Raw genomic sequence first — 18,830 nt, forward strand, 5'->3', positions numbered from 1 at the left:
CAAGACTTCGGCTGCGATTTTGCCTGACCTTAGAGTTTTGCGTGTTCATCATGGCGGTCATAGAAACAGCGGAGAAGATGCTGCCCGCGGGTCTGCGCCCGATCGGCAGCCGTACGCTGCGCATGCTTGCTGCCGTGCTCACCGAACGCGGAGAGAAGGCCGCCGCCCAGCGCATGGCGCTGACGGCCTTTTCGATCCGCGTCCTCAGTGCTGCCCTTGCCTTCGTCTCCCAGATCGTGCTTGCCCGGCTGATGGGCGAATATGAATACGGCATCTTCGTTTTCGTCTGGGTGCTGGTCGTCGTCTTCGGTGATCTCTCCTGCCTTGGTTTCCACACGGCCATCGTTCGCTTCCTGCCGCAATACAGGGCAGCCGGCGCCTTCGAGGAAATCCGCGGCCTGACCGGCACGGCGCGCATCTTTGCGCTGCTTTCCGGCACGGCGGTGCTCGCCGCCGGCATGCTCGGGCTGCATTTCTTCGGCCATATGATCCAGGTCTATTATCTCGTCCCGATCTTCCTCGGTCTGCTCGCTATGCCGATGATCGCGCTCGGCGACATTCTGGAAGGCACGTCGCGGGCGAACCATTGGCCGGTCATGGCGCTGGGCCCGGTCTATATCGTCCGCCCGATCCTCATCATCGTCTTCATGCTGATCGCGATTGCCATCGGCGCCGAGCATACGGCCGTCACCGCGATGCAGGCAGCGCTCGCCGCGACCTTCGTCACCGCGCTCGGCCAGTATGCCGCCACGCTCTATCGCCTTCGCCGGCATTATGACGAAGGCCCGCGCAAGGTCGATTTCCTCGCCTGGTTCAGCGTCGCCTTTCCGATTTTCCTGATCGAGGGCGTGAGCTTTCTGCTCACCAATTCCGATGTCGTCGTTGTCGGCATCTTCCTCGAGCCGCACGACGTCGCCATCTACTTCGCCGCCGCCAAGACGATGGCGCTGGTGCATTTCATCAATTTCTCGGTCAAGGCAGCCTCCGGCCCGCGCTTTTCCTCGATCATCGCCGAAGGCGACCACGCCCAGCTGGCAACCGCTGCCATCGACGCCGCCCGCTGGACCTTCTGGCCGGCGCTCGGGGTCGGCCTTGTCGTGCTTGCGGCCGGTCACCTGCTGCTGTCGCTCTTCGGCGGCGCCTTTACGTCAGGTTATCTGGTGATGGCAATCCTGCTCGCCGGCATCCTCGCCAAATCGCTGGTCGGCCCGGCCGAAACGCTGCTGATGATGGCCGGCAAGCAGAACCTCTGCGTCGCGCTCTATGCCGGCGCATTGGCCGCCAATGTCGGCCTCAACCTTGCTTTGATCCCGCATTACGGCATCGAAGGCACCGCGATTGCCACGGCCTCGGCCATGGCGGTCGAGGCGATCCTGCTGCATCTCGCCGTGCGCCGCGCGCTCGGCATCGTCCTTTTCGCCTTCGCCAGCCCCTCCGCCGCAACGCCAGAAATGAGAGTTCGATAGATGGTGCGCATTCCCCCCGTCACCGAAAGCACCGACAGCATCGCCAACCGCATGGTGCATGATCTCGCCGCGCTGAATTTCGAAGCGCCGCGGGCCGAGGCGCGCGCCGAGATCGGCCGGCCGGGGCGCGAGCTCTGCCTCTATCCCGGCAAGCTCGGCTATGAGCTTCAGGAAGAGCTCGACTTTCTCTCCAACCGGGCGATGGAGCCGAACGTCTTTTTCTCCGGTCGCTTCCTCGCACCCGCCATGCCACGGCTCGAAGACCGGCAGGTGAACTTCGCGCTGATCCGCGACCACAATGCCGGCCGCAGCCGCATGCGCTTCCTGATGCCGTTTTCGATCGACAAGCCGGGCTTTGCCGTCGGCCCGTCGATCATCCGCGGCTGGTCGAACAGCTTCGGTCCGCTCGGCACGCCGCTCGTCGACAGCGAGGATGCCGCCGAAACCCTCGACAATCTCTTCGAGGGGCTGATCGCGCACGATCTCAATCTGCCCGGCATCCTGGTTCTGCCGGATCTGCGGCTGAACGGCATCTTCGTGCGCATGCTCAAGGCCGTGGCGCTCAGCCGCAATCTCCCCGTCACCGTCACCAATCCCTATCTGCGCCCGATGCTGCAGAGCGACGAAGAGGCGCCGGCCTATCTCAGCAAAACCGTCTCCTCCTCGCATATGCGCGAGATGCGCCGCCAATGGCGCCTGCTGGAGGAACAGGGAACCGCGGTCTATGCCGTCGCCCGCCAGCCGCGCGAAATCCATATCCGCTTCGAGGAGTTCCTGGCGATGGAAGCCGGCGGCTGGAAGGGCAAGCGGCGAAGCGCTCTCGTCACCGATCGCTACCACACGGCCTTCGCCCGCGAGGCGGTATCGAATCTTGCCGCCGTCGATGCCGTGCGTGTTCACACGATCGATCTCAACGGCAAGGCGATCGCCGCCATCGTCGTGCTGATGATGGGGGGCGAAGCCTATACCTGGAAGACCGCCTATAACGAAAACTATGCCCGCTATTCACCGGGCAAGCTGTTGATGAGCGAACTGACCGAATGGCATCTCGACGACGCCAATATCGTCCGCTCCGATTCCTGCGCCGTCTCCGACCACCCGATCATGAGCCGCTTCTGGCAGGAGCGCGAGGAGATGGGAACGCTGGTGATCGGCCTGACGCAGAACAGCGACCGCGACATGCGCCAGGTCACAGCCCAACTGCACATGTACCGCAGCACCCGCAACATGGCGAAGATGCTGCGCGAAAAGATCATGTCGCTTGCCGGCCGAGGTTAACCCTCGGCCGCCGCCCTTTCGCGCAGCAAGCGACGAATCACCTTGCCGGTGGTGGTCAGCGGCAATGCATCGATGAATTCCACCTCGCGCGGATATTCGTGCATCGAAAGCCGCGTCTTCACCCATTCCCTGATATCGGCGGCCAGCGCCTCGCTTGGCGGATGACCCGGTGACAGCACGATATAGGCCTTGACGATCTCGGTGCGCACGGCATCGGGTTTGCCGACGGCGGCGGCAAGCTGCACGGCGGGATGGCCGATCAGGCAGTCCTCGATCTCGGCCGGACCGATGCGGTATCCCGACGAGGTGATGACGTCGTCGTCGCGGCCTTCGAAGGTGACGTAGCCCTCGGCGTCCTGCCGGCCGATATCGCCGGTGAGCAGCCAGGCTTTGGCGAATTTTTTCTCGGTCGCCGCCGCATCGTCCCAATAGCCGAGGAACATCACAGGGTCGGGACTGGCGATGGCGATCTGGCCCGGTTCGCCCACCGGCAATTCCTCGCCGGCCTCGCTGACGATGGCGACGCGATGCCCGGGCACTGCACGCCCGATGGCGCCCGCCTTGGTGACGCCATAGGCAGCGCTCGACGCGAGTACGAAATTGCACTCCGTCTGGCCGTAGAATTCATTGACGGTGATGCCGAGCGTGCGCCGCGCCCATTCATAGGTCTCGCGGCCGAGCGCCTCTCCGGCCGAGCCGATGGTGCGCAGGACCAGATCGTATTTGGAGCGCGGATCGGCAACGGATCGCATCAGCCGCAACGCCGTCGGCGGAATGAAGGCATTGCGCACCTTCATCTCCGCCATGATGCGATAGGCCATATCGGCATCGAATTTCTGCGCCGGCGACGAGACGACGGGAACGCCGAGCAGCAGGCTCGGCAGCAGTGCGTTGAGCAGCCCGCCAGCCCAGGCCCAATCGGACGGCGTCCAGACCTTGTCGCCGGCTCGCGGAAACCCCTCATGGGCAAACTGCATACCGGGAATATGGCCGGGCAGGACGCGGTGGCCATGCAAGGCACCCTTCGGCGGCCCGGTCGTTCCCGAGGTGAAGATCATCAGCGCCGGATCGTCCGGGCCGGTCCTGGCGACGTCGAAGACGGGGGAATGGCCGTTCACCAGATCGTCAAAGGCGGCCGCATCGGCGCTCGCCCCGTCGATGCTGACCACATGTTTCAGCATCGGCAGGCGCTCACGGATCTGCCGGATGCGCTCGAGACCGAAGCCATTGGTGACGACGGCCGTGACACCTGCCGCCTTCAGCCGGTATTCCAGCGCCTCGATGCCGAAGAGCAGCGCCAGCGGCAGCGCAATCGCGCCGGTCTTGTAGATCGCTACATGCGCGATCACCGTCTCGAAGGATTGCGGCAAGAGCAGCGCGACACGATCGCCGCGTTCGATCCCAAGCGAAACGAGGGCATTGGCGAAGGCCGAGGACTGGTCTGCGAGCGCGCGATAGGTCATTGCGCGGTGACGGCCATCCGGACTGAAATGTTCGAGGCAGACACGCTCCGGCGCTCGAACCGCCCAGTCGTCGCTGACGGCGCGGCCGATATTGAAATCTTCGGGAACCCGCCACGAGAAATCGCGATAGAGATCGTCGTAGCGATCATGGGGCGGCAGTATCATAGGCGAAATCCGGTGAATGTTGCACCAGCTAACACCTTGTGCTGCAGATGCGCAAGCGGCCGGTTCGGGCGGCGATCACAAGCGCGGCTTCAAAAGCCATCACGTATTGTTGCGCGCATGGCAGAACCGATTCTTCGCCAAGCACCCTGCGACTTCGCCGGTTTCCGCACTAGATCAGGGAAAGCCGCCTGGGGCATCGGAATTGGGTCCACCAACTCATCACGGAGTCGTTTCATGGAATATGCGAAATTTGGAAAGACCGGTTTGGAAGTGTCGAAAATCTGCCTGGGCTGCATGACCTTCGGCGATCCCGGCCGCGGCAATCATGCCTGGAGCCTCAGGGAAGAGGAAAGCCGGGCGATGATCAGGCAGGCGATCGACCTCGGCATCAATTTCCTCGACACCGCCAACACCTATTCCAACGGTTCGTCAGAAGAGATCGTCGGCCGCGCCATAAAAGACTTCGCCAAGCGTGAGGACATCGTGCTGGCGACCAAGGTGTTCAACCGCATGCGGCCGGGTCCGAACGGCGCCGGCCTGTCGCGTAAGGCGATCTTCGACGAGATCGACAACAGTCTGCGCCGCCTCGGCACCGATTATGTCGACCTCTACCAGATCCACCGTTTCGACTATACGACGCCGATCGAGGAAACGCTGGAGGCGCTGCACGACGTGGTCAAATCGGGCAAGGCGCGTTATATCGGCGCTTCCTCCATGTATGCTTGGCAGTTCGCCAAGGCGCTCTACGTCTCCAGGCTGAACGGCTGGACCGAATTCGTCAGCATGCAGGATCACCTGAACCTGCTCTACCGCGAGGAAGAGCGGGAAATGCTGCCGCTCTGCGAGGATCAGAAGATCGCCGTCATCCCCTGGAGCCCGCTTGCCCGCGGCCGCCTGACCCGCGACTGGGACGAGACGACGGCGCGCAGCGAAACCGACGAATTCGGCAAGACGCTCTACACCCAGTCTATTGATGCCGACCGCAGGATCGTCGGAGCGGTGGCCGAGATCGCCAAGGCCCGCGGCATCTCCCGCGCCCAGGTCGCAACCGCTTGGATCCTGCAGAAGAGCGCGGTGACCGCGCCGATCATCGGCGCGTCCAAACCGAACCACCTTACCGACGCTGTTGCCTCGCTCTCGGTGAAGCTCACCGCCGAGGAAATCGCGGCCCTGGAAGCACCCTACATCCCGCACGCGATCGCCGGCTTCAAGTAGTCGCTGGTCGGCTGCCGGGGTCGAGCTGCCGGCGCATCGTCACCAGGAATTGCTCGGCAAGCGCCCTGTCCTCGACCGCGCGGGCAAGAATGACGGCGCCCATCATCGAGGAGAGCGTCGTTGCGGCATTGGCGCGGCGTTCTTCTTCGGTCTCGCCGGGAACGATATCGGCGAGCGTGTCGACCAGCACGGACAGCCCATCGCTGAACACTGCGCGGACCGCGCCGCGGCTGCGGCTCACCTCCTGGATCAACGTTGCGAAGACGCAGCTGCCGCCCGGATCGTCGACCGTACGCCAGTGGATATAATGGTCGAGAAGCGATTCCAGCGGCCGGTCCGGCGATTCGGCGATATGTTCCTTCCAGCGCGTTTCGACCCTGTCGATCAGCTTGCGGCTGACCTCCAACGCCAGATCGTCCTTCGAACCGAAATGACCGTAAAAGCCGCCATGCGTCAGCCCCGCCGCCTTCATGATGTCGGCGACGCCAACGCCATCGAAACCGTTTTCGCGGAAAAGCACGCCGGCAACGCTCAGGATCTTTTCGCGGTTTTCGGCAAATTTTTCGCGGCTGACCCGCATTGTCATCTCCAGAAATAGTCGCTTGACAAAATATATGACGTCCATCATCAATACGCAAGAAATATGATGGCCATCATGTAAACTGGTCCTGTATCTTCCCCAATCTGAATTCGAACGGAATCTTGCCCATGGTTTCCACAGCCCTCGCCTCCACCCTTGCCCGGCGCAATATCCATTACGGCTGGGTCGTCGTTGCCGCCACCTTCCTCACCATGCTGGTCACCGCCGGCGCCATGGGCGCACCCGGCGTGCTCATCAAGCCGCTGCAGGATGAGTTCGGCTGGGAGACGTCGCAGATTTCCTCGGCGCTGGCGATCCGCCTGATCCTGTTCGGCTTCATGGGACCGTTCGCCGCCGCCTTCATGAATTATTACGGCGTGCGCAAGGTCATCGTCTTCGCGCTGGCGCTGATCGGCGCCGGCTTTATCGGCTCGCTGTTCATGACGACGCTATGGCAGCTGCTGCTGCTCTGGGGCATCGTCGTCGGCTTCGGCACCGGCCTGACGGCCATGGTGCTCGCCGCGACGGTCTCCTCACGCTGGTTTACCAAGCATCGCGGTCTGGTCGTCGGCATGCTTTCGGCAAGCTCGGCCACCGGCCAGCTCGTCTTTCTGCCGCTGATGGCCGAGCTGACGGAACGCTATGGCTGGCGCTCGACGGTGTTTTTCGTCTGCGCCATGATCATGGTCGCAGCCCTTGCCGTGCTCGCCTTCATGCGCGACCGCCCGGCCGACCTCAACCTGCCGGCTCTCGGCGAAACGCAGGTGACGCCGCCGCCGGCAAGCACCTCGCTTGGCGTCGCGCTGATGACGCCGATCACCGTGCTTAAGGAAATTTCGAAGACCTCGACCTTCTGGATCCTCTTTGCCACCTTCTTCATCTGCGGGCTCAGCACCAACGGCCTGATCCAGACCCATTTCGTCACCCTATGCGGCGATTTCGGCATCGTGCCGGTGGCTGCCGCCAGCGTGCTCGCCGTCATGGGCATCTTCGATTTCTTCGGCACCATCGGCTCCGGCTGGCTGTCCGACCGCTTCGACAATCGCTGGCTGCTCTTCTGGTATTACGGCCTGCGCGGCCTGTCGCTGCTCTACCTGCCCTTCAGCGATTTCAGCTTTTACGGCCTTTCGATCTTTGCCGTTTTCTACGGCCTCGACTGGATTGCCACCGTGCCGCCGACCGTCAAGATCGCCGCCGACCGCTTCGGCCGTGAAAAGGTCGGCCTCGTCTTCGGCTGGGTCTTTGCCGGTCACCAGCTGGGAGCCGCCACCGCCGCCTATGGCGCCGGCCTCTCGCGCACCGAGCTTTCGAGCTACCTGCCCGCCTTCTTCGTCGCCGGCGCCTTCTGCCTGCTGGCCTCGATCCTGGCAATCACGCTGAAGAAGTCCGGGGTAAGCAGCCCGGCGCCCGCCGCCGCCCATTGATATCAGACATGATCCGGCCTCGAAACGAGGCCGGGTCTCTCCACCGGATCAGTCCTATAACTTCGCCCAACCGTCTTGCGCGCGCGGGCGCTCGCATGTTAGACAGCCGCCCGGTCCGTATCCGTTGCCCCATTGGCGGAATTGGTAGACGCGCTCGACTCAAAATCGAGTTTCGAAAGAAGTGCTGGTTCGACCCCGGCATGGGGCACCAGCCTTCGCTCTGCGAGCTCGGCTCGGCAGGCCGAAGAGAGCAGCTAAGCGGAGGCGGTAATGCTCGGTTAGCTGCCATCATCTTCGCATGCAGGTGAAACTACTTATTCTTCAACAGCCACATCTTGCCGGCCATGGTGATGCCGTAGACGTCTTTTGAGACGTCGTCATCCAGGTGCCGCCGCTCGAGGAAACCCGGCTCCTTCAACTCGCCCAGCGTCTTGGCAGTGACTGATTTAATTTTCTGCGGCCGCTCTTTCCAACGGTCGGTTTTTGCGTAAGTCACTGTGGCGTTCTGGTGCGTCCATTTATTGGCCGGCTGAGGATAGAGGTCTCCATCCCTGGCGAGTTTGAGGGCGGCAATCTGGGACGGTGTAAGCTCAATCATAGTGATAATCCTGTGCGGGAGGTGTTTGCGCCAGGAGCGCGCATGTACCAAAGGCGTGCTCATAACACCGACGGACCACTTCCACCACCCATTCAGATCGTCCTGCCACGAAAGGCGAAAACCCGGCTCGTGGAACCGGGCTTCGTCCTTGTCGCATATTGCAGTTAATAGCAGCGTCGAACCGTCTTGGTGACCTCGCCTTCATCGGTCTGGCGGGTGACGCTTCTGGTTTCGCAGCCATTGTCGCGATAGCGGCGGTGCTCACGTTCGCGCACCGCACCGAAAGTGACGCCACGCTCGCTGATGGTGATGCCGGGTCTTACCCGCTCATGACGATAGCCGTCGTCATAGGAACGTTCCCTGACATAGACGCTGTCGGCGAGAACAGGCGCTGCAAACGAGCAGGCGGCAAGGGCCGCCACAGTACAGTTCAGGATGATCTTCCGCATGTCGTTTCTCCTTTTTTGATGAAAGGGCAACGAGGTAGGATCCAACTGGTTCCGACATCGGTGACGGCCCAACGGTGCCGCGGACGACGATAGACGTCTGCGCCCGACCGCCCGGGACTGAGAACGAAGGCCTCGCAACGCAAATCACCTGTTTAATTTTGCTTGCGCTTCGTCCAAAGTGGCCGCCGCTACACAAGAGAGGGCGGACGTGCATCAGGAAGTAGGACTCATCGCGACGGTTGCCGTCAGTTTTGTTTTCGCCGCGATCCTGGGCTACGGCGCCGATCGGCTCCGGCTGCCGCCGCTCGTCGGCTACCTGATGGCCGGCATCCTGATGGGGCCGTTCACCCCCGGCTTCGTCGCCGACACCGCCCTTGCCGGCCAGCTCGCCGAAATGGGCGTCATCCTTCTGATGTTCGGCGTCGGCCTGCATTTTTCCGCCTCCGACCTGCTCGCCGTGCGCGGTATCGCCGTGCCTGGCGCGATCGGGCGGATCATTCTCGCCACCCTGCTCGGCGTCGGCCTTTGCCAACTCTGGGGCTGGAGCCTCGGCGCCGGCATCGTCCTCGGCCTCAGCCTGTCGGTGGCGAGCACCGTCGTTCTCCTGAAGGCGCTGGAGGAGCGCAATCTCGTCAACGCGCCAAGCGGACGCGTCGCCGTCGGCTGGCTGATCGTCGAGGATCTGGTGATGGTGCTGGCGCTGGTGCTGCTGCCGGCGCTCGCAGAGCTTCTGGGTGGCAACGCCGCCGATACGACCAACCACGGCCTCGGCGAGTTGCCGCTGGTGCTGACGATCGGCCTGACGCTGTTGAAGGTGGCGGCCTTCGCCGCCATGGCGATCTTCCTCGGCCCTCGCATCGTGCCCTGGCTGTTGACGATGATCGCCCGCACCGGCTCGCGTGAACTCTTCACGCTGACGGTCCTGGCGATCGCCCTCGGCATCGCCTTCGGCTCGGCGGCGATCTTCGGCGTTTCCTTTGCGCTCGGCGCATTTTTTGCCGGCGTCGTCATGAGCGAATCCCAGCTCAGCCACAGGGCGGCCGCCGATTCGCTGCCGCTGCAGAATGCCTTCTCCGTGCTGTTCTTCGTCTCCGTCGGCATGCTCTTCGACCCCTCGATCCTGGTGCGCCAGCCGCTGGCCGTGATCGGTGCGCTGGCGCTCGTCATCCTCGGCAAGGGCATCATCACCTTCCTGATCGTCATCCTGCTCAGATATCCGATCGGCCTGGGGCTGACATTGGCCGGCGGCCTCGCCCAGATCGGCGAATTTTCCTTCATCCTCGCCGGTCTCGGCGTGTCGCTCGGGCTTCTGCCGCATGAGGGTCAGGATCTGATCCTGGCCGCCGCAATCCTGTCGATCACACTCAACCCGATCGTGATCCTGGCGACCGACGGACTGAAGAAATATGCCCATTCGACATGGCCCTCCCTTTGGGAGAATTACGGCCGAAAGAGGCAGAAGATGCTCGGCAAGGAACTGGAAAAGATCAGGGCGCTCGGCGAGGAGCGCGAACGCCAGCATCAACTGAAGATGCAGCAGCTGATCGAAACTTTCCCGTTGTTCTCCGAGGTCGACGAGGACGCGCAGGAGGAGCTGCTGCTGCTCTTCAAGGCGAAGTCCGCTCCACCCGGCGAACGCGTCATCCGCCGCGGCGACCGTGGCGACGGCATGTATTTCATCTCTTCGGGGGCGGTGGAAGTCCGGCTTGCCAGCGGCGCGATTCGCCTGGAACCGGGCGCCTTCTTCGGCGAAATGGCGCTTCTCACCGGCGGACGGCGCACCGCCGACGTCATCGCCGTCGACTTCTGCCAGTTCGAGGTGCTCGAGCGGCGCGACTTCAACATGTTCATGGCGCGTCATCCCAATCTGCGCGCCGCCGTCAGCGAGATGGCTCAGAAGCGCACGGAGATGAACGTCCTGCGGCAGCAGTGGGAAAAGTCGATGGACCTGTCGTGAAACGCAAACCGCAGTGGGGATGAAATCCCAGATGCGAATACACCGCTTACGAAAGTTTCAGCCCGCCGGCCAATAGCCATCGGAGCGGAAATCCTCGGGGATCGGGTCGAGCCGCGACAAGGCTTCGGCTGCGAAATCGATCTGCAGCGACAGGTGTTTGAGCGCCGCCAGCATCGGCATGCCGGTCGCAAATTCGCGAACACGCGACAGATGATAGCCGCTTTCGCTGAGCCGCCGCGCCGCCTCCCGACGCACATCGTCCCGGCTCGGACTGCCGCCCTCTTCGGCCTTTACATTCATTTGCACGGCCCGCCCAAGGCCGCCTTCGATCACTTTGAACATTCTTTTGCCACCCTGCACATCGATCAGAAAGCTTGCTGCAGAATGGCCGATTCGCAATCCCGTGAAATCTTGGGAGAGGCGTCGACGCCCCGCATCACGAAAATTTTTGGATGGCGGTGGCATGAAGGACACGGGCGAGCATTTACAGCGCCGCGCACGACCCCTAAAGCTTTTTGCACTGCAACAGGAAGGAAACGGAATGCTCCGCAGACTTTACGACTGGACCATGTCTTTGGCCTCGCGCAAATCGGCCGAAGTCTGGCTCGCCGTCATCGCCTTCGTCGAAAGCTCCGTCTTTCTCGTCCCCGCCGATGTGCTCTTCCTGCCGATGGCGCTTGCCAAGCCGGAACGCACCTATCGTTATGCCCTGATTGCCACCGCCGCCTCCGTGCTCGGCGGCATCGCCGGCTGGGCGCTCGGCTTTTATGCCTATGAGACGGTGGCGCGGCCGGTTCTCGAATTCTACGGCAAGCTCGAAGCCTTCGAGCAGATGAAGGCCTATGTCACCTACGAGACGATCCTGCTGCTGCTCGTCACCTCAGGTCTCGCACATCTGCCCCCGATCAAAATCGTCACGATCCTGTCCGGCGTCATCCACGTCAATCTGGGTCTTTTCATTGTTTCGGCGATCGTTGCGCGTGGCGCGCGTTTCCTCTTCCTTGCTTGGCTGCTGCGCCGCTACGGCGAGCCGATCCGGGATTTCATCGAGAAGCGCCTCGGCCAGATCGTCGGCATCGGTGCCGGTGCCGTGATCGTGCTATACGTCGGCTACCGCTCTTTCGCTCATTAGGCCCCACTTGCGGAGTTCTGCCATGACTGCCACTTCTTCTCCGCTCGCCCGCCCCGGCTTCGTCTATTCCCTGTTGCTCGCGGTCGGCATGGCGGCAGCAGTCGGCACGGCGCTCGGCTTCCAATATATCGGTGGCTATATTCCCTGCGCGCTCTGCCTGCTGCAGCGCCAGCCTTATTATTACGCCATCCCGATCGCCATCCTCGCCGCCATCTCCGAACTCGTCGGCCTGCCGAACTGGATCACCCGCGCGCTCATTCTCGCCGCCGGCATCCTGATGCTGGTCACAGCAGGCATGGGCGTCTACCACGCCGGCGTCGAATGGCATTTCTGGCCGGGGCCGGCCACCTGCTCGACGACGGCAAACAGCATGACGAGCAATGCCGGCGACCTGCTCACCGAGCTCAATACGATCAAAGGCCCGTCCTGCACCGATGCGGCGCTGAGGGTCCTCGGCCTGTCTTTTGCAGGCTGGAACGTGATTGCCGGAATTCTGCTCGCAGCCTTTGCCTTCCTCGGCGTTCGCAAGGCTGCGTAAGCAATTCGATCAAGGCTGCAGTTCGGTATCCCAATAGAGATAGTCGAGCCAGCTATCATGCAGATAGTTCGGCGGGAACAGCCGGCCGTTATTGTGCAGATCCTGCACCGTCGGCTGATAGGGCTTCTGCGACGGAAACATGCTTGCCTGCTTGGGAAGCTTGCTGCCCTTGCGCAGATTGCAGGGCGAACAGGCTGCCACGACATTCTCCCAGGTCGTCTCGCCGCCATGGGCGCGCGGGATGACATGGTCGAAGGTCAGGTCGTCATGGGCGCCGCAATACTGGCATTCGAACCGGTCGCGCAGGAAGACGTTGAACCGGGTGAAAGCAGGATTGCGGGACGGCTGAACGTAAGTCTTCAGGCACACGACACTCGGAAGCCGCATCGAGAAACTCGGTGAGGAAACCGAATGTTCATATTCTGCGATGATGTTCACACGGTCGAGAAATACCGCCTTGATCGCGTCCTGCCAGGACCACAGCGACAAGGGGTAATAACTCAGCGGCCGGTAGTCAGCGTTCAGAACGAGCGCTGGCAGGGCCTGGGGGGAGACTGCAATCGTCAAGGGACTCTCCTGATCGATTCGGCATCTGCACCTGTATATTAGGCCGGTTGTTACAGGATTGTGAAGTCCAATAAATTCAGAGGATAAAGGCAATTTGAAGAGTGTTGCCGATCAGCCGGTCGGCACCATGTCGCGGCGCGTTTTCGCGGCGTAATAGGCCCAGAAAAGCCGTGCCGCCACGGAGCGCCACGGCGACCAGGCTTCCGAAAGCGCGGCAAGCGCCTTCGCCTGCGGCCGTGCCGCGAGACCGAATGCCGCACCGACGGCATTCTGCAGCGCCACATCGCCGGCCGGAAAGACATCGGCATGGCCGCCGCAGAACATCAGATAAACCTCCGCCGTCCACGGACCGACGCCCTTGAGCGCGGTGAGTTCACCAAGCGCTTCATCAGGCGGCTTCAGGCAGAGCCCGGAAAGATCGAGGCGGCCGGAGGCAACGGCTTCAGCGATCCGCGACAGCGTCTCGGCCTTGGCGCGCGACAGGCCGAATTCCCGCCAGGCCTCGGAATGAAGCAGCGTGTAGCCTTCGGCGGTCAGCAGACCGTCCGCCGGCAGCATCCGCCGCCAGATCGCCTCGGCGCTGGCGCGCGATACCATCTGCGAGACGATGATATGGGCAAGGCCGGCAAAACCAGGCTCGCGCAGCCGCAACGGAAGCGGCCCGATATCCGCTGCGATCGGCGCAAGGCGCGGATCGAGGCCGAGCAGCGCTTCCAGCCCCCGCCTGACGTCGTCGTCGTTGCGGATGATCTGCACATTTCCTCCCAGTGGTTCGAAACTGAAATCCATGGCAGAAGAAAGCATGATCACGAGTGAGCGTCAAAAACCTGTATTTCGTTTTGCGCCGAGCCCGAACGGACAGTTGCATCTCGGCCATGCCCTCTCGGCCCTCCTGAACCGCGACATGGCGGAGGCCTGGCATGGCCGCCTGCTGCTGCGCATCGAGGACATCGACCAGGCGCGCTGCACGCCCGATTTCGAGGCCGGCATCCTCAGGGATCTCGACTGGCTGGGGATTGGCTGGGAAAGTCCGGTGCGGCGCCAGTCGGAACATTTCGCCGAATATCAGGCGGCGCTGCATGCGCTGATCGAGCGCGGCCTGGTCTATCCGGCCTTCCTGACGCGCGGTGAGGTGAAGGCACGCGTCGCCGCCTATGAGGCGGCCGGTGAATCCTGGCCGCGCGATCCCGACGGCACGCCGCATTATCCCGCCAACGATCGCGAGCGCCCGGAAGTCGAATGGCGGGACATGCTGGCCTCGGGCAGGAAACATGCCTGGCGGCTCGATATGCGCAAGGCGCTCGCGCTGACCGGCGAGCTGCTGTTCTGGACGGAAACCGGCGACGGCAGATCGGGCGAGATCGCCGCCGAGCCTGAAGCCTGGGGCGATGTCATCCTATCGCGCTCGGACGCCCCGTCGAGCTACCATCTGTCGGTGGTCGTCGACGATGCGCTGCAGGGTGTCAGCCATGTCGTGCGCGGCTTCGACCTCTTCCCGACGACATCGGTGCACCGGCTGCTGCAGGTGCTGCTCGACCTGCCGCAGCCCCTCTATCACCATCATCGCCTCGTCCTGGATGCGCAGGGCCGCAAGCTTTCGAAAAGCGAAGGCGACAGTGGGCTTGCCGAATTGCGTGCCCGCGGCCTGTCAGGGGCCGATATTCGCCGTCTTGTCGGGCTCTGATCGCCGTTCGACACGCTCTCTGCCGACGATCGAAAGCGTATGCGAAAACATCCGGAAGACGCGGAATTTGATCAGCGCCGCATTGATCTCCGCCCCGATGATGAAGATGACGCCGACCATGTAGAGGAAAATCAGCACGATCATGACGGAGGCGAGACCGGCATAGGTGGCGGTATAATTGGCGAAGGTCGCCAGGTAATAGGCAAAGATCAGTGCCCCCGCGAGCCAGAGAAGCAGCGTCAGCAGCACACCCGGAATGACGTCGAAGACCCGCCGCTTGCCGGCCGGCAGCCAGAGATGCATGACCAGCAGTCCGACCGTCAGAACCACCAGCGTGCCATAGATGCGCCAGCTGAAGACGATGTCGAGCGTATCGGCAAACAGTGGGAACCATTTCCTGGAATAATCGAGCGCCAGCGGCAGGGCGACGAGCAGAATGCTGATCGCTGCAAAGATGATGACCGCGATTAGCACATAGCCGAGGCTGAAGAGACGGGTGAAATACCAGGGCCGCGTCTCCTGCACCCGGTAGGCGCGATTGAGCGAGATGCGCAACGCTTCGACCCCGTTCGAGGCGAAATAGGCGGCCGCCAGCACCGAGATCGTCAGCAGCCCGCCGCGCGGGATGGTCAGCACCTGCAGCACCTGGTCGGCCAGCGGCTTAGCGATCGCCTCCGGCCAGGTGTCGAAGATCAGATGGATGGCGGTCGAGGAAAACTGATCGGCGCCGAGAAAGCTTGCAAGTGCCGTGCCGAAGATCAGGAAGGGGAAAACCGCAAGCAGGCTCGACAGCGCCACGTGGCTCGCCATGGCAAAGCCGTCATCCTCGACCATGTGACAGATCGCGTCGTAGATCACGTCATAGATCGTGCGCAGCACCTTGGGCATTCCGTCTCCGGCTTTCCAGATTGTATCCTATGGCCGAATATGGGAAACGAGTCCCATTTTGTACAGGAATCATTCCATGGCGGGAGAGCGCACCATCGTCGTGACCGGATGTTCGTCCGGTATCGGCGCTCATTGCGCGCGGGCGCTGAAAGCCGATGGCTGGCGCGTCTTCGCAACGGTGCGCAAGCCGGACGATTTGGCGGGCTTGGAGGCAGACGGCATCGAAGCCTTCCTGATGGACTATGCCAGGCCCGAGACCATTTCCGACCTGGTCGGTGCGGTCCTCAAACGCAGCGGCGGCCGTATCGACGCGCTCTTCAACAACGGCGCCTACGGCCAGCCGGGCGCCGTCGAGGATCTTTCGACATCAGCGCTGCGCGCCCAGTTCGAGGCGAATTTCTTCGGCTGGCACGAACTGACGCGGCAGATCATTCCGGCGATGCGCAGACACGGAGAGGGACGGATCGTGCAGTGCTCGTCGATCCTCGGCATCGTGCCCTATCGCTATCGAGGCGCCTATACCGCTTCCAAATTTGCGCTCGAAGGCCTCAGCATCACTTTGCGCATGGAGCTGCAGGGCAGCGGCATCCATGTGAGCCTGATCGAACCGGGCCCGATCGCCACGCGTTTCACCGCCAACGCGCTCGCAAGGATCAAGGAGCATATCGACGTCCGGAATTCGCCGCACGCGTCCGACTATATCAGACAACTGGCAAGGCTTGACGGATCGGGGCCGGTCAACCGCCACAAGCTTGGCCCGGAAGCAGTCTATTCCGTATTGAAACACGCATTGAACTCGAAAAATCCGAGGCCACATTATCCTGTAACGACTCCGGCTAAACAGGGCATGTTCCTGAAGCGGCTGCTTCCGGCAGACCTCTTCTACCGCCTGATGCGCTGGACGGACTGAGAAAGCTGAATGCCATGTCCACCGTCACCTACATCCTTGCGATCATCGTCATGGGCGCCGTCGCCCTCGTCCTGATCCGCGGCCTCTTCAACATGATGAAGGGCGGCGACGCCAACCGTTCCAACAAGCTGATGCAGCTTCGTGTCCTGCTGCAGGCAATCGCCGTCGTCCTGATCATGATCACGCTCTGGATCACCGGCGGCGGCCGGCCGAGCTGAGGGCTAATCTAACGGTAGAGGGATAAATATGGGCACTATCGCCTCCTCGAACTCCCTCATTCCTGTGCTTGTCACAGGAATCCAGCCACCGCGCGTCTGCGCGGTGAATAACCAAATGCAACGTTCAAAAGAGTTTCCCGCGCCCAAGGACTTGGGCGCACTGGATTCCTGTGACGAGCACAGGAATGAGGGAAGGTGGGGTAGCGCAAACGCCCTCCCCTCGACAGGCGGTGCGGCATGGTAAAACTCAACAAGATCTACACCAAAACCGGCGACGACGGCACGACCGGACTGGTTTCCGGCCCGCGCCGGCCAAAAGACGATTTGCGCGTCGAAGCCTACGGGACGATCGACGAGGCCAATTCCGCGATCGGTCTGGCGCGGCTGCACACATCAGCCCTGCCCGAACTCGACGTCATGCTGATGTCGATCCAGAACGACCTCTTCGATCTCGGCGCCGATCTCGCCACGCCTGATACCGGTGAGACGCCGGCCTACGAACCGCTGCGGATCGTCGAGACCCAGGTCGACCGCGTCGAGCGCGATATCGATCAACTGAACGCCGGTCTCGAGCCGCTGAAATCCTTCATCCTGCCGGGCGGCAGCGCTGCTGCCGCACATCTGCATCTTGCCCGCACGATTGCGCGGCGCGCCGAACGTTTGATGGTGGCGCTTGCCCGCACCGACGGCGAAATCGTCAGCGAGCCGGCAAGGAAATACGTCAACCGGCTCTCGGATTTCCTCTTCGTCGCAGCGCGTCATGCAAATGACCGGGGCCAAGCGGATGTGCTTTGGGTTCCCGGAAAAAACAGATAGGCTTACCGCGAGTACGATCGCCGGGGGGCCTTTATGTTCATACCACTTCACGACGCCAATACGCTGAAACATATCAAGGTCCAGTGGGTGACGCTCTCGCTGATCGCACTGAATGTCGCAATCTGGCTCCTCACCAGCCTGGAGAGCGAGCAGGCGGCCCAGGCGACGACCGTCGGGCTCGGCTACATCCCGGCGATCGTCTTCGGCGACGCGGTGCTGGCGCAGGGGCTCGAAATCGTGCCGGAACCGCTGACTTACCTTACCTATGCCTTCGTCCACGCCGGCTTCTGGCATCTCGCCGGCAACATGATCTTCCTCTGGGTCTTCGGCGACAATGTCGAGGATGCGATGGGACATCTGCGCTTCCTGATGTTCTACCTCCTCTGCGCCGCCGCCGGCGCGCTCTGCCACGGCCTGCTGAGCATGACGTCGCAAGCGCCGCTGGTCGGCGCATCAGGGGCAGTCTCCGGCGTGGTTGCTGCCTATGTCATGCTGCATCCGCGCGTCAGGGTTTGGGTGCTGGTCTTCTTCCGTATACCGCTGCCTCTACCGGCCTTCGTGCCGCTGCTTTTATGGATCGGGCAACAGTTCTTCATGCTGGCAATCACACCCGACAGCGACGTTTCCTGGGGGGCGCATGTCGGCGGCATCCTGGCCGGGGCTTTTCTGATCCTGGTGCTGCGCCGACCCGGCGTGCCGCTCTTCGACCGGGAGATCGTCACGCCCCGTGCTGTGAGAAACGCCCCCGGCGCCGGTGAGGCCATTGCGGCCGGCACGGACGGGCGGACGACACAGCGCTTTCCCTGGGGTCGGCGCTGACGCGACGATATTGACGTGAACGTAAACGTCATATATTGCCGAGGCAAATCGCCTGCGGCGTGATGGAAGCGTTGAATTTGGAGGAAAAACGCGTATCCATGTCGCCATTCGACCATCGGAGCAGCGCCAGAGCGCGCATTTTCTTACAAAAGTCTCTGAAGCCAGTTTTCCCTGAAGGAAGGACCCCATGAAGATTCTCGTGCCCGTCAAACGGGTTGTCGACTACAACGTGAAGATCCGGGTGAAGCCGGATGGCACGGGCGTCGAGCTTGCCAATGTGAAGATGTCGATGAACCCGTTCGACGAGATCTCGGTGGAAGAGGCGCTGCGGCTGAAGGAAGCCGGCAAGGCCGAGGAAGTGGTGGTGGTGTCGATCGGCCCGGCCAAGGCCGAGGAGACGCTGCGCACCGCGCTTGCCATGGGTGCGGACCGGGCGATCCTGGTCGAGACCGATGATGCGGTCGAGCCGCTCACTGTGGCCAAGATCCTGAAAGGTGTCGCCGATGCCGAGCAGCCCGGCCTTGTCATCGTCGGCAAGCAGGCGATCGACGACGACTCCAATCAGACCGGCCAGATGCTGGCCGCACTTCTGGGTTCGGCCCAGGCGACCTTCGCCTCGAAGATCGAGATCGGTGACGGCAAGGCTGAGGTGACCCGCGAGGT

General features: G+C 62.4%; 21 protein-coding genes and 1 tRNA gene. 14 read left to right on the forward strand and 8 right to left on the reverse strand.

The features are described 5' to 3' along the window. Positions 1-50: 50 nt before the first annotated feature. On the forward strand, positions 51-1,466 hold the full coding sequence (locus tag CO667_RS31520; protein WP_097622065.1) for an oligosaccharide flippase family protein: 1,416 nt from the start codon (positions 51-53) through the stop codon (positions 1,464-1,466). Beyond that, positions 1,467-2,744 carry a GNAT family N-acetyltransferase gene (locus tag CO667_RS31525; protein WP_097622066.1) on the forward strand — a complete coding sequence of 426 codons (1,278 nt, stop codon included), beginning with the start codon at positions 1,467-1,469 and terminating at the stop codon, positions 2,742-2,744. On the opposite strand, the gene CO667_RS31530 is transcribed toward CO667_RS31525, so the two are convergent. Further along, positions 2,741-4,372: an AMP-binding protein gene (locus CO667_RS31530; RefSeq protein ID WP_097622067.1), complete on the reverse strand. Its 1,632-nt coding sequence runs from the start codon at positions 4,370-4,372 to the stop codon at positions 2,741-2,743. The two genes, CO667_RS31525 and CO667_RS31530, sit on opposite strands and share 4 nt — an antisense overlap. A 234-nt stretch (positions 4,373-4,606) precedes the next feature. Between CO667_RS31530 and CO667_RS31535 the strand changes: the two genes are divergently transcribed. Further along, positions 4,607-5,587, forward strand: coding sequence for an aldo/keto reductase (locus tag CO667_RS31535; RefSeq protein WP_097622068.1), 981 nt, complete (start codon positions 4,607-4,609; stop codon positions 5,585-5,587). On the opposite strand, the gene CO667_RS31540 is transcribed toward CO667_RS31535, so the two are convergent. Beyond that, positions 5,580-6,167 (reverse strand): TetR/AcrR family transcriptional regulator, encoded by a 588-nt coding sequence (locus tag CO667_RS31540; RefSeq protein WP_097622069.1) that lies wholly within the window; start codon positions 6,165-6,167, stop codon positions 5,580-5,582. The genes CO667_RS31535 and CO667_RS31540 overlap by 8 nt on opposite strands. 128 nt (positions 6,168-6,295) lie before the next feature. Between CO667_RS31540 and CO667_RS31545 the strand changes: the two genes are divergently transcribed. Together CO667_RS31545 and CO667_RS31550 are read left to right on the forward strand one after the other, a co-directional pair. Beyond that, positions 6,296-7,591 carry an MFS transporter gene (locus CO667_RS31545; RefSeq protein WP_097622070.1) on the forward strand — a complete coding sequence of 432 codons (1,296 nt, stop codon included), beginning with the start codon at positions 6,296-6,298 and terminating at the stop codon, positions 7,589-7,591. 126 nt (positions 7,592-7,717) lie between these two features. After that, positions 7,718-7,802: transfer RNA gene (locus CO667_RS31550), tRNA-Leu, on the forward strand. Positions 7,803-7,901: 99 nt separating this feature from the next. On the opposite strand, the gene CO667_RS31555 is transcribed toward CO667_RS31550, so the two are convergent. Together CO667_RS31555 and CO667_RS31560 are read right to left on the reverse strand one after the other, a co-directional pair. Then, positions 7,902-8,189 (reverse strand): hypothetical protein, encoded by a 288-nt coding sequence (locus tag CO667_RS31555; protein WP_097622071.1) that lies wholly within the window; start codon positions 8,187-8,189, stop codon positions 7,902-7,904. Positions 8,190-8,353: 164 nt separating this feature from the next. Continuing rightward, on the reverse strand, positions 8,354-8,638 hold the full coding sequence (locus CO667_RS31560) for a hypothetical protein (protein WP_097622072.1): 285 nt from the start codon (positions 8,636-8,638) through the stop codon (positions 8,354-8,356). A 208-nt stretch (positions 8,639-8,846) separates the two neighbouring features. Here CO667_RS31560 and CO667_RS31565 point away from each other — a divergent pair, with 208 nt between their 5' ends. Then, positions 8,847-10,595: a cation:proton antiporter gene (locus CO667_RS31565; RefSeq protein WP_097622073.1), complete on the forward strand. Its 1,749-nt coding sequence runs from the start codon at positions 8,847-8,849 to the stop codon at positions 10,593-10,595. 57 nt (positions 10,596-10,652) lie between these two features. On the opposite strand, the gene CO667_RS31570 is transcribed toward CO667_RS31565, so the two are convergent. Next, positions 10,653-10,937, reverse strand: a complete 285-nt coding sequence (locus CO667_RS31570; protein ID WP_097622074.1) for a hypothetical protein — start codon at positions 10,935-10,937, stop codon at positions 10,653-10,655. 199 nt (positions 10,938-11,136) lie between these two features. On the opposite strand from CO667_RS31570, the gene CO667_RS31575 reads away from it, so the two are divergent. Both CO667_RS31575 and CO667_RS31580 read left to right on the forward strand, forming a co-directional pair. After that, entirely contained in the window at positions 11,137-11,727 is a 591-nt protein-coding gene (locus tag CO667_RS31575; protein WP_097622075.1) for a YqaA family protein, read from the forward strand. A 22-nt stretch (positions 11,728-11,749) separates the two neighbouring features. Further along, on the forward strand, positions 11,750-12,265 hold the full coding sequence (locus CO667_RS31580; protein ID WP_097622076.1) for a disulfide bond formation protein B: 516 nt from the start codon (positions 11,750-11,752) through the stop codon (positions 12,263-12,265). Between the two features lie 9 nt (positions 12,266-12,274). On the opposite strand, the gene CO667_RS31585 is transcribed toward CO667_RS31580, so the two are convergent. Further along, entirely contained in the window at positions 12,275-12,832 is a 558-nt protein-coding gene (locus tag CO667_RS31585; protein ID WP_097537242.1) for an HNH endonuclease, read from the reverse strand. 111 nt (positions 12,833-12,943) lie between these two features. Then, complete coding sequence (locus CO667_RS31590; RefSeq protein ID WP_097622077.1) at positions 12,944-13,636, reverse strand: DNA-3-methyladenine glycosylase; 693 nt, start codon at positions 13,634-13,636, stop codon at positions 12,944-12,946. Here CO667_RS31590 and gluQRS point away from each other — a divergent pair. Next, positions 13,635-14,516 (forward strand): tRNA glutamyl-Q(34) synthetase GluQRS, encoded by an 882-nt coding sequence (gene gluQRS, locus CO667_RS31595; RefSeq protein WP_097622078.1) that lies wholly within the window; start codon positions 13,635-13,637, stop codon positions 14,514-14,516. The two genes, CO667_RS31590 and gluQRS, sit on opposite strands and share 2 nt — an antisense overlap. Here the strand turns inward: gluQRS and CO667_RS31600 are convergent. After that, the gene (locus CO667_RS31600; protein ID WP_097622079.1) at positions 14,481-15,404 is read right to left on the reverse strand and encodes a YihY/virulence factor BrkB family protein; all 924 of its coding nucleotides are present in this window, start codon (positions 15,402-15,404) and stop codon (positions 14,481-14,483) included. The genes gluQRS and CO667_RS31600 overlap by 36 nt on opposite strands. A 76-nt stretch (positions 15,405-15,480) precedes the next feature. On the opposite strand from CO667_RS31600, the gene CO667_RS31605 reads away from it, so the two are divergent. The 5 genes from CO667_RS31605 to CO667_RS31625 form a co-directional block, all read left to right on the forward strand. Then, the gene (locus tag CO667_RS31605) at positions 15,481-16,314 is read left to right on the forward strand and encodes an SDR family oxidoreductase (protein WP_097622080.1); all 834 of its coding nucleotides are present in this window, start codon (positions 15,481-15,483) and stop codon (positions 16,312-16,314) included. A 14-nt stretch (positions 16,315-16,328) separates the two neighbouring features. Next, complete coding sequence (locus CO667_RS31610) at positions 16,329-16,532, forward strand: twin transmembrane helix small protein (protein ID WP_097622081.1); 204 nt, start codon at positions 16,329-16,331, stop codon at positions 16,530-16,532. Positions 16,533-16,769: 237 nt separating this feature from the next. After that, positions 16,770-17,348: a cob(I)yrinic acid a,c-diamide adenosyltransferase gene (locus tag CO667_RS31615; protein WP_097622082.1), complete on the forward strand. Its 579-nt coding sequence runs from the start codon at positions 16,770-16,772 to the stop codon at positions 17,346-17,348. Between the two features lie 33 nt (positions 17,349-17,381). Beyond that, positions 17,382-18,167 (forward strand): rhomboid family intramembrane serine protease, encoded by a 786-nt coding sequence (locus tag CO667_RS31620; protein ID WP_097622083.1) that lies wholly within the window; start codon positions 17,382-17,384, stop codon positions 18,165-18,167. A gap of 187 nt (positions 18,168-18,354) precedes the next feature. Beyond that, on the forward strand, positions 18,355-18,830 hold a 476-nt coding region (locus CO667_RS31625; protein ID WP_143540778.1), incomplete at its 3' end, for an electron transfer flavoprotein subunit beta/FixA family protein.

The sequence above is a fragment of the Rhizobium sp. L43 genome, from assembly GCF_002531725.1.
Lineage (GTDB): Bacteria > Pseudomonadota > Alphaproteobacteria > Rhizobiales > Rhizobiaceae > Rhizobium.